This is a genomic window from Sulfuricurvum sp. IAE1, from assembly GCF_004347735.1.
Classification (GTDB): Bacteria; Campylobacterota; Campylobacteria; order Campylobacterales; family Sulfurimonadaceae; genus Sulfuricurvum.
In genome coordinates, this window is record NZ_SLTI01000060.1 from 429963 (window position 1) to 447105 (window position 17143).

The 17143-nt window shown below is 52.2% G+C and carries 10 protein-coding genes; 7 read left to right on the top strand and 3 right to left on the bottom strand.

The window, feature by feature from the left end:
* Positions 1-60: 60 nt before the first annotated feature.
* The 3 genes from E0765_RS10905 to E0765_RS10915 all read right to left on the bottom strand — a co-directional run bounded on the left by E0765_RS10905 (position 61) and on the right by E0765_RS10915 (position 6338).
* A complete protein-coding gene (locus tag E0765_RS10905; RefSeq protein ID WP_132813246.1) occupies positions 61-1899 on the bottom strand; it encodes a GGDEF domain-containing protein in 1839 nt (612 codons plus the stop codon).
* A gap of 113 nt (positions 1900-2012) precedes the next feature.
* Positions 2013-3827: a glutamine--fructose-6-phosphate transaminase (isomerizing) gene (gene glmS, locus E0765_RS10910; protein WP_132813247.1), complete on the bottom strand. Its 1815-nt coding sequence runs from the start codon at positions 3825-3827 to the stop codon at positions 2013-2015.
* Between the two features lie 3 nt (positions 3828-3830).
* Positions 3831-6338 (bottom strand): HD domain-containing protein, encoded by a 2508-nt coding sequence (locus tag E0765_RS10915; RefSeq protein ID WP_132813248.1) that lies wholly within the window; start codon positions 6336-6338, stop codon positions 3831-3833.
* Positions 6339-6436: 98 nt separating this feature from the next.
* On the opposite strand from E0765_RS10915, the gene mqnE reads away from it, so the two are divergent.
* The 7 genes from mqnE (at position 6437) to E0765_RS10950 (ending at position 17016) form a co-directional block, all read left to right on the top strand.
* Positions 6437-7498 (top strand): aminofutalosine synthase MqnE, encoded by a 1062-nt coding sequence (gene mqnE, locus E0765_RS10920; RefSeq protein WP_132813271.1) that lies wholly within the window; start codon positions 6437-6439, stop codon positions 7496-7498.
* A gap of 66 nt (positions 7499-7564) precedes the next feature.
* Complete coding sequence (locus E0765_RS10925) at positions 7565-11242, top strand: ATP-binding protein (RefSeq protein ID WP_132813249.1); 3678 nt, start codon at positions 7565-7567, stop codon at positions 11240-11242.
* Between the two features lie 50 nt (positions 11243-11292).
* Entirely contained in the window at positions 11293-11862 is a 570-nt protein-coding gene (locus E0765_RS10930) for an aminodeoxychorismate/anthranilate synthase component II (protein ID WP_132813250.1), read from the top strand.
* Entirely contained in the window at positions 11859-13046 is a 1188-nt protein-coding gene (locus E0765_RS10935) for a glycosyltransferase family 39 protein (protein ID WP_132813251.1), read from the top strand. The genes E0765_RS10930 and E0765_RS10935 overlap by 4 nt, the downstream gene beginning before the upstream one ends.
* An 89-nt stretch (positions 13047-13135) precedes the next feature.
* Positions 13136-14452: an ATP citrate lyase citrate-binding domain-containing protein gene (locus E0765_RS10940; RefSeq protein WP_132813252.1), complete on the top strand. Its 1317-nt coding sequence runs from the start codon at positions 13136-13138 to the stop codon at positions 14450-14452.
* 10 nt (positions 14453-14462) lie between these two features.
* On the top strand, positions 14463-16280 hold the full coding sequence (locus E0765_RS10945) for a citrate/2-methylcitrate synthase (RefSeq protein ID WP_132813253.1): 1818 nt from the start codon (positions 14463-14465) through the stop codon (positions 16278-16280).
* Positions 16281-16389: 109 nt separating this feature from the next.
* Entirely contained in the window at positions 16390-17016 is a 627-nt protein-coding gene (locus tag E0765_RS10950) for a Tfp pilus assembly protein FimT/FimU (protein ID WP_132813254.1), read from the top strand.
* The last annotated feature ends 127 nt before the right edge of the window (positions 17017-17143 follow it).

Sequence of the window (17143 nt, forward strand, 5' to 3'; positions counted from 1 at the left end):
TCTTGCGTTCCAGCCTACTATGCTGCGGTATGATTTATACGAGTAGGAGCGAGGGGCGGATCAGTATTTATCCCCGCCGCTGAACATGTGCTCTTCGAAGGTAATGATGCGGTTACGACCGGTATTTTTGGCTTCGTACAACGCAAGATCGGCAAATTTAATCGCTTTCCAGATCGAATCGGCGTGGGACGGAAAGTACGAGATTCCGATACTGAGCGTTTTTTGTACCGTATCGTTCCCGAAAAAGAATTTCTGTTCGTTGAAGCGGGTACGGATTTTTTCGGCGATCCCCATGGTCCCCTCATCGGTAGCGTTGTGCAGCAAGACGAGAAATTCCTCTCCCCCGTAACGGATCGCCAGATCCGATTTACGGATGTTCTCCTGCAAAATACCCGAAAGGGTTTTGATGACGTTGTCACCGGCGTCATGGCCGTAGGTGTCGTTCACCATTTTAAAATAGTCGACGTCGATCATCAAAATCGAATACGATATGTTCGCTCGGAGTGCCTGCTCGGCACTTTTGTCGATGAACTCTTCGAGGAATCTGCGGTTGTAAAGCCCGGTCGCACCGTCGCGTAGCGAAGAATCGCGGAGTTTGTCCATCAGGGTACGGCTTTCGATGACCGCTTTGGCCGCTTCGAAATAGTTTTTGATGCTCGGGATCGAAAGGTTCATCACTTCGATCGCCTCGGCGTCCTTGGCCGAATACGAGAGGATCAGTGCAAGGTCGTCATTGACGTTGAACGGGATGCACGAGTACTCTTTTCCGTCGGCGCAGTTGTTGCAGATGTTCGGGAATTCGGTCGAATACACGTCGCTGGCCGTCCGGTAAGCACGGCATTCGAGGGCATTGATATCCGATACCGGCAGGCAGAAGCTTTTCGAATCGCTGATGTAGATCAGTTTGCGCTCTTTGGACATTTTGTCGACTTCGTAGAGGGCGAAATGGTCGAAATGGAACTTCTCTTTCAATACATAGACAAAACGTTCGTAAATCGCCTCTTTGTCTTTGTCCAGTTCAATCGTTTTTTTGAATTTGTAAACGTCGGAGAGTTCCTGGATAATGGTTCCGGTCGTGTTGAGCGGATCGGAGCATGCGATGCTCGAGCGGGCGACGAACGTGTTGAGGTTGTGCTTGATCCCCTCGAAGGTCTCTTCGATTTTTTCGAAGAGGGTGTTCATCTGTTCGGCGACTTCGCTCCCTGCGTCTTTTAGGGTCGTTTTGAAACGGAAGGAGAAATCGCCCGTCCGTGCCCGCTTGATTCCCTGCTGTAGATTTTCGAAGAGCTGCATATAGGGTTTGAAATAGTGGTTCGTTACCCACAGCGCGATAATGATGAAGACAACGTTGATCGCAAAAATCTTGGCGATCGTCATCGCTCCGGTCTGGCGGATCTCGTTGATGTTGAACTCCATACTGATCGCCCCCAGCACGTCCCCTTCCTGCACGTTGTGACAGGTCAGACAGTTGGGATTTCCGTAGGCGGTAGCGATGTAGGGAATCGTAACGCGCAGAACTGCATTTTTGGCATCTTCCCGGATTTCACGGACAATGACCCCCTCTCTGAGGACCTTGTTGTCGATCGCATCGCGGGGGCGTTCATTCTGCATCCCCTCGCCGTACTGTTTGACGACTTTGTCGGCCCGTACGATCCACAGCGCCTGGACGTCTTTGATGTTGGCGATGTTGGCGAGGAAAAAATCACGTTTGTCCATTATACCGTTCACCATGTGCGCGGTAAGGCCGTCACGGACGATTTCGGCCGTCATTTTCGATTTTTCGACGGCGTTGTTGTAGCCGTATTCCCTGAAATTCAAGGCGACGTTGGTGATGGTGGCGAGGGCGAGCCCCATGAGCATGAGTGCGACGATCAATAAAATTTTGCGGTTTGTATTCATTCGGTCCGTTGCCTTGAGGGAGAGTGACATTTTCGAAAAAATTATATGTAATGAGAGTATCTAAAATTATTTTAAATTATTTTGAAACGGAAGAGGTTGAGGAAGGTTGCGGTCTATTCGACCGTAACGCTTTTGGCAAGGTTGCGCGGCATATCGACGTCGTTACCCAGGCGGATCGCGATCTCCATCGAAAGCAGTTGCAGAACGACCATCATCTCGAAAAATTCGAGCATGTAATCATCCTGAGCGCGGGTACGGATATGATCGTCGGCTTTGTCGAAATCGAGCGGGCTGATCGAACAGATCGTTGAATCGCGGGCGCTCAGCTCTTCGATGTTGCTTTTGGTTTTGTCGTAGAGTTTGTGCTGCGGCAAAAGGGCGATGGTAAAAAGCTCCGGATCGGCGAGCGCGATCGGACCGTGTTTCATCTCACCGCTGGGGTATCCCTCGGCATGCAGATAGCTGATCTCCTTGAGCTTCAGGGCCCCTTCGAGTGCGAGGGGATAAAAGACGTCGCGCCCGATAAAGAAGAAACCGTGGCCGTGGAGATACCGTTTGCTGAGGCGGCGGAGCTGCTCATGGGTGGCGGGGTCGACGGCAACGGTGGAGGGGAGGGTCCGCAAAAGCTGGATCTGCCGCTCGATCTCGGTGGCGGGGAGTGTTTTGCGCGTTTCGCCAAGATAGAGGCTCAGCATCCACAAAACGCTTACCTGCGTTGCGAACGCCTTGGTCGAAGCGACCCCTTTTTCGATTCCCGCACGGGTCAGGATGCTTGCGTCGGCAAGGCGTACCATGGAGGAGTTGTCGACGTTGCAGATGACCATGGTTTTAAGCCCCGACTTTTTGGCCATTTTCAGGCTTTCCAGGGTGTCGGCCGTCTCGCCGCTTTGACTGATGACGACGAAGAGGGTGTCGGATGTGAGGAAAGGATCCCGGTAGCGGAATTCGCTCGCGATTTCCACCGAAGTACGGATGTGCGCGTGACGTTCGAAGAGGTAACTGGCCACCAGGGCGGCATGGTAGCTCGTTCCGCAGGCGCAGAGCTTGATTTCGTTGATCCCTTCGAACAATGAGGGATCGATCTCTTCGAAATAGATACTCCGATCCCGCAGACGCCCCATCAGGGTATCGGCCAGAACGGTGCTTTGCTCGTAGATCTCTTTTTCCATGAAAAAGCGGTACCCTTCTTTCTGGGCGGAGAGCTTGTTGTCGCTCAAGGGGACGTAGCGCAAAACGACTTCACGGTCTTGTGCGTCGAAAAGGGCCACTTCGTCGCTTGACGCGTAGCCGTAATGGCCGTCTTCGAGGTAGATCACTTCGTTGCATTTTCCGATAAGTGCGGCGTCGGAGGAGCCGAACAGTACGTCATTGTCCGTGTTTCGCCCGATAATCATCGGAGAGCCGTGTTTGGCGAAAAAGATCGTATCGGGTACCGAACCGTTGACGAGCAGTACGGCATAGGCTCCCTCGAGCCGTGCGAGGGTCTGGCGAAACGCCTCAAACGCAGACGCGGCCGTTTTGAGATGGTGTTCGAACAAATGGACGATCACTTCGGTATCGGTCTGGCTGAGGAATTGTGCCCCCTGCGCGGTGAGCATCGCTTTGAGTTCCTGGTAGTTTTCGATGATGCCGTTGTGGACGACGTAGGAGTTTTGTCCCAGGTGGGGGTGGGCGTTGAGTTCGGTCGGTTTGCCGTGGGTAGCCCAGCGGGTATGTCCGATTCCGACCGAGAAACCGTTACTCTCGAACTCTTTTGCCTTTTCTTCGAGGTTGATCAGTTTGCCCACCGCTTTGAAGAGGGAAAAGCCTCCCTGTTGCAGTACGGCGATACCGGCGGAGTCGTATCCACGGTATTCCAGTTCCCGTAGCCCGTCGATCAGTATTTTTTTAACCGGTTTGGCCCCGATATATCCTACGATACCGCACATTCACTACTCTCCTACCAATTTGGCAATTATTTCGCGCGCATTATCGCACATCCTGTTTTGTTTTTCTATTAAGAAATGGTCGCGGGCGACGTTTTTGTTCGTATGAATCTTTGCGGTGGCGATGTTGATGTCGGCTTCGTCGAAAAGCCGGACGAAATAGGCCAGCAGCCCGCGCTGATTCGCGGTGGTCAGGTTGAGCTGGGCGTAATGGATCGAATGGTCGCAGTCGAGTGTGATTTCACCCGGTTTGATAACGGGTTTGGGCAGCTCGATCGTTTTGGACATATCGAATGCCTCGTGGACGATCCGTTCGACCTCTTCAAGTGTCCCTTCTCTCGGACGCTGCAAGAATTCGATTTTGAAATATTTGATCCCGTCGAACAGGGTGAAAATATCCATCGACGCGACGTCGAGATAGCTCAGTTTGCCCAGCAGGTATCCAAGATTCAGCGGAATTTTTCGGAAAATATGGATTACCAGCCCACCGTTTTGCTCGAGCCGGTAGGTAAAGTTGCCGCATCCGAACGCCTGTTTCGAGACCGAAAGGATTTCGTGGGGAGCGTGTTTGAGGAAGAAGAGATCCGATTCGATGGAGAGAATCTTTTTTTGCTCGATTTTCGAAAAACTTCCGAATTCGGGGTCGTTGACCAGCTTTTTTTCTTTGTTGCGCCGTTTGAGCGCATCGCCGATCCGGTCGTTCTGGGACGCTATTTCCAGTGAGGCTTCGTAGAGCTCGTGCAGCAAATTGGCGCCGAAGCTGGTATAGGTTCCGGGCCCTACCCCGTTGATATCGGCATAGGTGAGGATGTAGAGGAGCGTCAGGTTGTCGGGAGTTTTGATTTTCGACATGAACTGATACAGCGTCTTTTCGTGATACAGGTTTTCGCGATAGGCGACGTGGCTCATCAGGACGTGGTGGCGTACGAGCAGGGCAGCCCTCTCGAACTGCTGGGAGGGGAGTTTGAGGTTTTTGATAAAGGGGACGATCAGTTTCGCTCCCACTTCGCTGTGGTCTTGTTTGCGTCCCTTGCCTGTGTCGTGGAGCAGGATGATCGCTTTGAGCAACACCTTGTCCGCCGCGGGCAGTTGTGCGTAGAGAAGTTTGACGTGCGGGTCGGCGATGTTTTCGAGCGCTTCGATGCATTTGATCGAATGCAGATCGACCGGATAGTGGTGATAGCCGTCGAACTGAGGGAGATGGAGCACTTTCTTAAACGCCCCGATCAGCTGGTGGAGTATCCCGGCATCGTAGAAGAGCTGCAAAACAACGTAAAGATGTTCCCGCTCGAAGAGTTTGCGCAGCAGTGCGTACGTTTTGGCCCGCAGCGGATGGGAAATCGATACGTACGTAAAATGGAACAGTACGCTCGCATCGAACGTCCAGGAACGGTCTTCGAGCCCGCAGAGCATCTCGAGCAGCGAATGGATCGAGGGGGGTTGCATCCGGTAGGAGGCGTAGAGGACCTCATCAAGGGCATAAAATCCTTTTTGGACCCGTCCCTGCCGCAGTTTTGAAATAGAGATCGCATCGTGCTGATAGGGGCGTGCCATTTTTTTGACGTAGATGCGGGTGAAGTTGTTGATTCGCCACTGTGCTTCGAGGAGTTTCGTCACCAAACGCCGTTCATCCGCAAAACCGAGCATTTCGGCGATGCGCGGCATGTAATCGAGGACGAGCTGGTCTTGCTGTTTGCCGCTGAGAAGGTGCAGGGCGCTGCGGACGCGGAACAGCAGTTCGAGCGCGATGCGGTATTCACGGTATTGCTCTTCGCTAAAAAGGGTGCCGGAGAGTTCTTTGAGCGTCGTGACGCCGTAGAGGGTTTTGGCGATCCAGAACAGAAGCTGCGAATCGCGCAGTCCGCCGACCCCCTCTTTGATGTGCGGCTGCATCGAGGAGGGAAATTTTTTCCGGCGCAGCTCTGCTTCTTCGATCTTGGCGAGGATGAAGGCTTTGGGGTTATCGTAGCGGATCGCGGTAAGTCGGCTCTGGACGGCACTCCATGTAAAGGGTGAGCCGATGATGAGCCGCGATTCCATCATCGCCGTTTTGATCGTTATGTCTTCACGCGACGCTCCGAGAAGATCGCCGACTTCATGAACACGGTGCCCCAGTTTGAGCCCGGCGTCCCAGGCAAGGTAGAGAAACTTTTCAATGATGGCGGCGGTGTTGTAACCGTCGTTTTTTTCGTACACGATCATCAGGTCGATGTCGCTGTGGACACAGAGCTGTTCGCGCCCGTAGCTCCCCAACGCGACGAAAACGATCGGGATGTTGCTGCGCATGGGAAGATAGTTTCCAAACAGCCGGCGCAGGACGGTTTTGTACATCAAAGCGATAATCGAATCGAGGGTTTTGGTGTGGGTGACGAGGAAATCTTTCCCCTGGTTGCGTTCGAAAAGTTCGCCCAGCGAATTTTTGTAGTTCTGTATATGGGCTTTGAAGAGCTTCGAAATCTCGAAGTCACTGGCCTTTTTTTCGATGAGGTCTTCGATCTGGACGGTGATGCTCATGGTCGTTACGCTTTTTTGAAAATATTGTAACCGATTATTGTCGTTTTTCTTTCGGTATAATGCGCGAAAAATATACAATAATAAAGAATACGGCGATGATGGAACTGATTGAAAAAGTAAAACGGCACGAACGGCTCACTCTCGAAGAAGGGACGGCATTGTATGACCTGGATCTCTTTACACTGGGCAAACTTGCCGACGAGCGGCGTAAAGCGCTCCACGGCCGCCGTACGTTTTTCAACATCAACCGCCACATCAACCCCACGAACATCTGCAAAGACGTTTGCAAATTCTGCGCCTACAGCGCGAGCCGCAAAAATCCTAATCCCTACACGATGAGCCACGAAGAGATCCTCGCTATCACCGACGATATCGTAGGGCGCGGGATCCGCGAAGTCCACATCGTATCGGCGCATAATCCCGATACGGGGCTGGAATGGTATCTGGACGTTTTCCGCAAGATCAAGGAGCGCCATCCGCAGCTCCACGTCAAAGCCCTGACGGCCGCGGAAGTCCATTTTCTTGCGGAAGAGTACGGCAAAAGCTACGATGAGATTCTGGACCTGATGATCCAAAACGGAGTCGATTCGATGCCCGGAGGCGGAGCCGAAATTTTCGATGAAGGGGTACGCGATTACATTTGCAAAGGGAAAGTCAATTCCGCGCAATGGCTTGAGATCCACCGCAAATGGCATGAACGAGGGATGAAAAGCAACGTCACCATGCTCTTCGGACACGTCGAAACACGCGCCCACCGGATCGACCACATGCTCCGGATCCGCGATCTTCAGGATACGACGGGAGGATTCAACTGTTTTATCCCGCTGGTCTATCAGAGCGAGAACAATTATCTCAACGTCAAAGAGTTCATTACGGCGCATGAGATTCTCAAAACGTACGCAATCAGCCGTATTCTTCTTGACAACGTCCCGAATCTCAAAGCCTATTGGGTCACCTCGACGGTGAATCTCGCCCTCGTCGCGCAGGAGTTCGGGGCCAACGATCTTGACGGTACGATCGAGCGTGAATCGATCAATTCCGCCGCGGGTGCCAAAAGTGCCAACGGCATCGATCTAGCAGAGTTCGTCGGGCTGATCAAAAACAGCGGCTTCATTCCGCTTGAGCGCGACAGCGTCTATAACGTGATCAAAGAATGGTGAGCCGGGGCGCGGATTTAGCCGCGGCATAGTAGAATAATCATAAGCGATCCTAATCAAGGACAAACCATGTTCACTCTGTTCAAGCGTCGATTATATGCTTACATTGCGATTTACATCCTGATTATGGGGGTGGTGACGCTTGTACTTGTGAGCCGTCATCAGACGTTGACGGGCAATTACATCAGCGCCAATGTCCGGGAATTCGACCAGCGGATCGAAAGTTACCAAACGATGCAGCAGAAGATGATCGATAATTATCAACAGCTGTTTCTCAACTCTCCGCAAATCGGTAGCATCATGGAACGGTCGGTGGCGGCAGATTCTGTGGAACAGGCGGCTTTACGGCGTCAATTATTGGAACTCTCCGCCAAACCCTTTAAGACCCTTTCTGAATACGACGTTCGGCTGATGTTTTTCCACCTTCCCGGGGCTATCTCTTTTTTACGGGTGCACGAGCCGCATAAATTCGGAGACCCCCTGGCAAAAAGTCGCCCCCTGATCGTTCATGCGCAAGAGACAAAGAAAAAAATTTCCGCTTTTGAAACGGGCAAGCTTTTCGACGGCTTCCGCACCGTTTACCCCCTTTTCAATGATCGAAAGTTTGTCGGAACGGTTGAAATAGCCTATCCGTTTTCGGCCCTCAAAGCACAGGCCATTCATCAAAAACGGGGCGCGTATACGTTTTTGATCAAGAGGGACATCCAGGAAACGAAAGCAAAACAAAGCGATCTGAAGCGCCATTACGTTTCTTCCCTTTTTGGCGAAGAGTATCTCGAAGACCGTACAGATACTTTATTGATAGGCGCCGAAGGGTTTGAGAAAGGGGAGATCGAAGCGCTGATTCGTTCCAATGGGGAACTCATACGCAAAGCGCTGGCACGGGAGGTGTTGCAGGGGATCAAACTGTATCATCAGGGAGAATATTCGCTCCTGATCCTCAAACCGATCTACGAATTCAACGGAAAACATGCCGCGTATATGGTTGAACTCACCGGGAATCATCCGTTTTTCGAAGACCGTATCCGCGAGTTCGTTTTGATGTGGCTTGGAATCGCCGTATTGTCGGCCCTGTTGATGTGGTATGTATTTCGATATCACCGTTCCACCGTTTTTCTCGAGCAGTATCGCGACGCGATTGAAAAAACGATGATCGTTTCGCGCACCGATCCCAGGGGGATCATTACGTACGTCAACGACCGCTTCGCCGAGGTGAGCGGATACCGTGAAAGCGAGCTGATGAACCGCTCCCATAACATCATCCGCCATCCCGATACCCCTTCGGCGTTGTTCAAAGAGCTCTGGACAACGATCAAAGCGGGAAAAATCTGGAAAGGGGAGATCAAAAACCGGACCAAAGCGGGGGATGCCTATTACGTCAAAAGTACCATCTACCCCCTTGTCGACGAAAACGGCCAGATTGTCGAATACATCGGCTTGCGCGAAGATGTTACCGAACTGGTCGAAGCGGCCAAAAAACTCGAAGATGAAAAACGGCGTTTCGACACTATTTTCCAGCACCAGAAAAGCATCGTCGTTTTTACCGGGAAAGAGGGGGGAATCGAAATGGTCAACCGCCGCTTTTTCGACTATTTCGATTTTCCCGATCTGAACGATTTCCTGACGCGGCACCAATGCGTCTGTGAAATGTTCCTGGAACGCAAAGGGTACATATCGGCTCCTTCGTTCGGAGAATTCTTCGAACGTCTTGTCAAGAGTTCCGAAGAGTTTCGAAAAGTGCTGGTGCGGGACAAACGCGGGGAAGAACGGATTCTCGCGGTTGAATTCGCACCGATTTCCCTGACGGAAAAGGAATACATCATTTTTTCCTATCACGACATTACCGAACTCGACGAGACGCTTCAGCGCGAAGAACAGCTCCGCTTCCAGGCCCAGCGCAGCGAAGCGGCCAAGATGGAGTTCCTGGCCAACATGAGCCATGAGATCCGGACTCCGCTCAACGGAATCATGGGGTTTGCAAAATTGCTCGAAAACGCCCCTCTTGCCGAAGAACAACACCGTCAGGCCAGAATCATCTCTGAACAGAGCAAAACCCTTCTGGGGATCATCAACGATATTCTGGACCTTTCCAAGATCGAAAGCGGGCATCTCGAGCTTGAAAAAGTACTGATCAACCCGTTCGTCGAATTCGAGATGGCTTTTTCCCTGTTCGCCCCCGTGGCACAGGAAAAAGGGATCGATTACAGCGTTGCGCTCGATAGCCGTATCAGCGAATGCATCGGCCTAGACAGCCTTCGGATTAAACAGGTGATGGGCAATCTGATTTCCAATGCGCTGAAGTTTACCCCTTCGGGAGGAAGCATCAGGGTCGAAATCGAACGGATCGGCAAAGGCGAAAGTCCCGATCGCCTCCGTTTCAGCGTTACCGATACGGGAATCGGAATCGCGCCCGAAAAAGTGGCCAGTATCTTTTCGCCGTTCATTCAAGAAGACAGTTCTACCACCCGGCAGTTCGGCGGAACCGGGCTTGGCCTCAGTATCAGTTCGAAACTCGTTTCCCTTTTCGGCGGGGAGTTGAAAGTCCAAAGCGAAAAAGGGAAAGGAAGCCGTTTCTGGTTCGAAATCGACGTGATGGAATGTGACCGAGGATCGGTACTGGCGCTGAACCTTGAAAACACGAAAATCGGGGTGATGGATTCCGATTCGCCGAGCCATCCCCACGTGATCAGCCAGCTCGAGTCGTTCGGAATCGACTATACCCGATGCGACCGCAAAGTCTTGGAAGCGGTGGCCCGGATGGATCGCCGATGCGATGTGCTGATAGCGTTTGACGAAGAGATCGTGCATAGCGTACTGCGCGATTTACCGCAGCAGGTCGGCCGGATCGTGCTGATCGGAACGGCTAAGGGCACTTATCCCGAAACCGTCCACGTCATCTCCGATTACGAGAGCTGCCCTTCAAAGCTCTACAATACGCTCCTCTCCGCCGGCGTAGAAGGGATCTCCCGCGGTGCCGCCGCCGACACCCTCCACAAACAGTGGCCGAATAAACGGGTTTTGGTAGCCGAAGACTACGATGTCAACCGGATGCTGATCGAGGCGTTGCTTAAACTTCACGGGATCGCCCCCGATTTCGTCGACAACGGCAAAGATGCGGTCGAGAAAGTCGGCGCCGTTTCGTACGATCTGGTGCTCATGGACGTCAACATGCCCGAAATGGACGGGATGGAAGCGACCCGTCTCATCCGTCGGCTAAATCGCGACGTTCCCATCGTTGCACTCACCGCCAACGCTCTGGGCGGCGACCGTGAACGCTTCTTGGAAGCGGGGATGAACGAACATCTGACCAAGCCGATCGACGCGGACGACCTCGCGTCGGCGCTTGAACGGTTTTTGGGAGAGGGTGACTCGGGTACGCCCCGGCTTGCCCCGGCGGAGCCGAAAGAGAACATTTATGCCGGTGCGCTGGAGTTTCTCAAACTCCCCAAAGAGATCGTTGTAAAACTTTTCGATGCGTTTTGTTCCAGTGTGCCGGGAAGACTCGATTCGCTGGAACAAGCGGCCGCGCGCAACGATCTCAAAGAGATTGAAGCACAGGCCCACGCGATCAAAGGGGCGGCTGCGAATCTCCATCTTGGGACCATGCGCGACCTTGCGTCACAGCTCGAAAAAAGCGCGCACGATGACACCCCCCTTGAATACGCTATGATTATCGGACAAATGCGTGCCGATTTCGAGAGGGTGTGCAACCTTCACGCGGAGGAACAAACCAAAAAGGGCGTATAAGCCACGACAAGGTACAATGGCCGTTACGATTGCCCCTAGAGGATGACCCGATGATTTTAATGATTGATAATTACGACAGCTTTACCTACAACATCGTCCAGTACTGTCTGGAACTGGGTGCGGATCTGAAAATCATCCGCAACGACGAATTCAGCGTCGAGGAGATCGAAGCGCTTAAACCGGAGAAAATCATCATTTCTCCCGGCCCCGCTACACCCGACGATGCGGGGGTGACGCTCGACGTGATCCGCCATTTCGCCGATAAGGTTCCCATCCTCGGTATCTGCCTTGGGCACCAGAGCATTGCCCAGGCGTTCGGGGGAGAGGTCGTTCGTGCCGAGCGGATGATGCACGGCAAAACGTCCAAGGTGGTGCGGGAAGGGGAGACCCCTATTTTCAACAAACTACCCGAAATGTTCACCGCAACCCGCTACCACTCGCTGATCGTCAAAAAAGAGACGCTTCCCGAAACGATCGTTCCGACGGCGTACAGCGAAGACGACCATGAAATCATGGCGTTGCAGATCAAAGACAAACCCATTTACGGAGTCCAGTTCCATCCCGAATCGATCATGAGCGAATACGGGCACGAGATCATCGACAACTTTTTGAAACTATGAAAACCAAAGCCCTTTTTGCCGTGCTGATCGGGGTCGACCTGATCTTGCTCCTGGCGCAGATACCGGGGCTTTCGATCGGCTATCACGAAGCCAAAATCGTCTACGGGGCTCCTTCTCCTTTGCAGTATTGGCTGCATCTTTCTTTTGCACTTGCGGGTTACAACGACTGGGCGTTACGGCTCCCCATGATCGCACTGCATCTCATGTCGGTCGTATTGCTCTACCAGATAGCCCGATACTACGTCAACCGCGACTCCGACCGGTTATGGATCGTTTTGATCTACGTGTTGCTGCCGGGGGTGATCAGCTCCGCACTCATCGTTGACAATGCGGGATTGGTGATCGTGACGCTTTTCATGTTCGGGTATCTGTACCTTCGGTACGGTTTGTACGCATTGGCCATGTTACCGCTGTTGGTGTGGATCGACCCCGCATTCGCTTATTTGTTTGTTGCGATCGCGCTTTTCGGTATCTATCGTCGGGATGTGCGCTGGAGTCTGTCGGGAATCGTCGCTTTGGGCATTTCACTCTACTTGTACGGGACGGGGATCGGCGGAACGCCCGAAAGCCGTTTCCTGGACATGCTGGGGGTCTATTCAGCCATTTTTTCACCCATCGTCTTTATCTACCTCTTTTACGTTCTCTATCGGCGTTTGATCGCCAAAGAGCGGGATCTGATCTGGATGATCGCCATGAGCGCGTTTGTAATATCGCTTCTCCTCTCCTTCCGCCAAAAAGTAGACGTGCAGAGTTTCGCCCCGTTCCTGTTACTGGCGCTTCCGATGGCGGCACAGACGTTTTTCAAGACCTACCGTGTCCGGCTGCGTGAATTTCGCGGACGCTACCGCCTTTTGTTTTATACCGCTTTTTCGTTGCTGGTTCTCAATGCCCTCGTCGTTTTTTTCAATCAGTGGGCATACCCGATGCTCGACAAACCGAGCCGCCATTTCGCCTATCCCATGCACGTGGCCAAAGAACTCGCCGCAAGCCTGAAACACCGCGGCATTACGTGCATTGAGACAAGTGACGAGAAGTTACAGCTGCGTCTGCGTTTTTACGGAATAACTCAGTGCGATACGTATCGTCTGACGGAGAGTTCGCAAAGCGAATCGGATAAAGTTACGATAAGTTACAAAAATACGCCAGTGTTTGTTGGATATGTTACTAAAGTAAACAAAAATTAGCTTTGTCGTACGAAAAGAGCTGTTTTCTGCCGATGAAATAGACTCCTGGGTGATATAATGCTCCTAAATAGATTTTCGAAGGAGTTGCAATGGCTCAAAGAGCGATTCGTGAATACGACGGTAAAGCAATTTTCTCTAAACATTGGGAGAAATACTTCAGCGGTTTTCACTACGGTTTTAAATCGGTAATGGTAACCAGCGGTGATGAACTGCGTGCAAAAGCACAGGAACACGGTTTTGAATGGCTCAAGCAAGAGCCGCTTGTCGCGAAACCCGATATGCTGTTCGGTAAACGCGGTAAAAATAACCTGGTTCTTTTCAAAACTGCCAAACCGGGCGACGTTACTCTCGACGATGCCGCGAAGTGGATCGATGAGAAAATGTCTCACGACGTTACGTTGCTTTCGGGACAGCATGGCCGTCTGACCCATTTTATCGTAGAGCCGTTCACTCCGCACACTCAGGAACAGGAATATTACATCTCCGCTACCACGGTCGGTGAAGACGATGTTCTGTACATGTCTGCAGAAGGCGGTATGGAGGTCGAAGAGAACTGGGATAAAGTAGTGGAGGTAAAAATCCCCATTACCATGTGCGATGCCGATATGGAACATGCCGTTCGTGCGAACATCCCCTCTGATATCCCGGCGAACAACAAAGAAGCGTTCGCTTCGTTCGCGATTCAGTTTTTCAAATTCTATCGCGACCTGAACTTTGCCTACCTCGAAATCAATCCGATCGTTATGCTCGCCAACAACGAAATGGCGATCCTCGATCTGGTTGCCCGTCTGGACGACACTGCGGGATTCATGATGGGCGATGCATGGTGTGATGCCGAATACCCCACTGCGTTCGGAATGGAAGATCAGTCTCCCGAAGAAAAAGCGATTGCCGAGGCAGACTCGAAATCGGGTGCGTCACTGAAACTGACCGTTCTTAACCCGATGGGGCGCATCTGGACGATGGTTGCAGGTGGGGGTGCATCGGTCGTTTACGCCGACACCATCGCCGACCTTTCCGGAAACGTTGCCGATCTGGCCAACTACGGTGAATACTCCGGAGGACCGACAACGGGCGAGACCAAATTCTACGCCGATACGGTCCTTGATCTGATGACCCGTCACAAAGACCCCAAAGGGCGTGACAAAATTCTTATCATCGGCGGGGCGATCGCGAACTTCACCGACGTTGCCAAAACGTTCACGGGGATTATCCAGTCGTTCGAAACGTATGCTGATCGGATGAAAGAACACAACACGCGTATCTACGTTCGCCGCGGCGGACCGAACTACGAAAAAGGTCTCAAAGACATTAAAGAAGCGGCAGACCGCCTCGGACTGTATATCGAAGTATACGGACCGGAAACACACGTAACCGACATCGTGCGCATGGCGCTTGAGAAGTAAGGAGAAAAAGATGGGTGCTCTATTTACCAAAGATACACAGGCGATTTTTTGGAACAACAACGCAAGCGCGATCCAGCGTATGCTCGATTATGACTATGTCATCAACCGTGCGAAACCTTCCGTAGCCGCAATCGTCGCTCCTACGTCAGGGAATAAATTCGAGAAATTTTTCTACGGTCCCGAAGAGATCATGGTCCCCGTATTCCGCAACACCAAAGATGCGGCGGCGGCATTCCCCAATGCGGACGTTCTGCTGAACTTCGCGTCATTCCGTACGGCATACGACGTTACGATGGAAGCGCTCGAACTCAATGGGCAGTTCAAAACGATCATGGTTACCGCGGAAGGGATCCCAGAGCGTATGGCGCGTAAAATGAACGTAGCGGCGCGCGAAGCGGGCGTTATCGTTATCGGCCCTGCAACGGTCGGCGGTATTGCTCCGGGTGCATTCAAAATCGCAAACGTCGGCGGAACGATCGAGAACATTATCAACTCGAAACTCCACCGTGCCGGTTCGTGTGGACTCGTTACCCGTTCAGGCGGTCTTTTCAACGAGCTTTCCAACATCATCAGCATCAACGCTGACGGTATTGCCGAAGGGGTAGCGATCGGCGGTGACCGTTTCGTCGGATCGGTTTTTATCGATAACCTCCTTCGCATGGAGAACAACCCGCAGGTCAAATATATGGTTCTGCTCGGGGAAGTCGGCGGTACCGAAGAGTACAAAGTGATCGAGGCGGTCAAATCGGGCAAAATCAAAAAACCGATCATCGCATGGTGTATCGGTACGATTGCCAAACATTTCAGCTCGGGCGTACAGTTCGGTCACGCGGGTGCTTCGGCGAACGCGGATGCCGAAACGGCGGCGGCGAAAAACGCGGCAATGGCCGAAGCGGGCATTTACGTCCCTGCGAGCTTCAACGACCTTCCGGCAAAAATTGCCGAGGTTTACGGCAAACTCCGCGCAGAGGGCGTGATCGGCGAAATCGAAGAGCCAGAACTCCGCACGGTTCCCAAAGTACGCCGTAAAAAAGAGTTCATCTGTACGATTTCGGATGACCGCGGTGACGAAGCGACCTATGCCGGCTATCCGATCAGCTCGGTAGCGACTCCGGAAACGGGATTCGGAATCGGGGATGTCATTTCGCTCCTCTGGTTCAAAAAACGGTATCCGAAATGGGCTACCGATTATCTTGAAACGGTTCTCAAAACCGTTGCCGATCACGGTCCTGCGGTTTCGGGCGCGCACAATGCCAAAGTTACCGCCCGTGCCGGTAAAGACGTTATCAGCTCGCTCGTAACGGGTCTGTTGACGATCGGACCCCGCTTCGGCGGCGCGATCGACGATGCGGCGAAATATTTCAAATACGCCAACGACCGCGGCATGAGCCCGGCCGAATTCATCGATTACATGAAAAAAGAGGGGAAAACGATCTCCGGTATCGGTCACCGTATCAAATCGGTTCGTAACCCTGACCTGCGTGTATCGGGTCTGAAAAAATACGCGGCGGAGCACTTCCCTGCAACGCCGTTGCTCGATTTTGCGCTCGAAGTCGAAAAACTGACGACGTCGAAAAAAGACAACCTGATCCTCAACGTCGACGGCACCATCGGTATTTTGATGGTCGACATGTGGCGTGCCCTCGGGTATAGCGAGGATGAGATCGACGGTTTCATCGAAGCCGGTGCCCTTAACGCCTTCTTCGTCGTGGGACGTTCGATCGGATTTATCGGTCACATTCTTGATGAAAAACGCCTCGGAATGCCGATGTATCGCCATCCGACGGATGACATTCTCTACAACGTCGAACTCGCTGACGAAATTTAAACCGTTTCTCTCCCCCTCCCGGGGGGAATTTTTATCCTTTTTTCTTCCTTCTTTCATACTTAGGCTATAATCGTTTATCAGCAATTTTTGTTTTTTCAAGGTAATTCGTATGAAACGATCCGCTTTTTCACTGTTGGAACTCATTTTTGTCATTGTCGTAATCGGCATATTGGCCGCACTGTCAATTCCCAACATGAACTATTCCCCGATTCAACAGCTGGGAGAACAGGTTGCGTCCCATATCCGCTACACGCAGCATCTGGCGATGAGTGATGATAAATACGATCCGAACGATGAGACCTGGTACCGTGAAAAATGGCAGATCCGTTTTCGAAGACTGATGAATGAAAACGGTTACGTCGTTTTTTCCGATGCGGACCAGAATAGAAATACGGATACGGCCGAGATTGCAATCGATCCCTTAAGTGGAGAAAGGATGAACGGATTCGATCGCTTTGAAGCCGGCAACCTGACGGCATCATACGGAATTTTGGGGACAAACCTGGGAGTCGAGCAAAGCTGCTTCACTGCGGACAACACGCTTGTTACGGCAAACGAGGGGGTCTTTGCGTTCGATCATCTCGGCCGTCCTTACAGCGGCGTGAGCAATGCGGGTTCAGACGACCAGTACCGTTTGGCGGCGGACTGCAACCTGACGCTGACCGACGTGAACGGCAATCGTGCGATCATCACGGTGCGTGCGGAAACGGGATCGGTTTCAGTCACCTATCCATAATAAAGGGAAAAGCCTATTTTTCCCAAATTCGTCCTATTTTTGAAAATTCTTTTGGAAATCACTTGACTTCTTTGGATATTTTTCCTATAATTCCCGTCCACAAACGCTGAGAGGCCTTGAGTTAAGG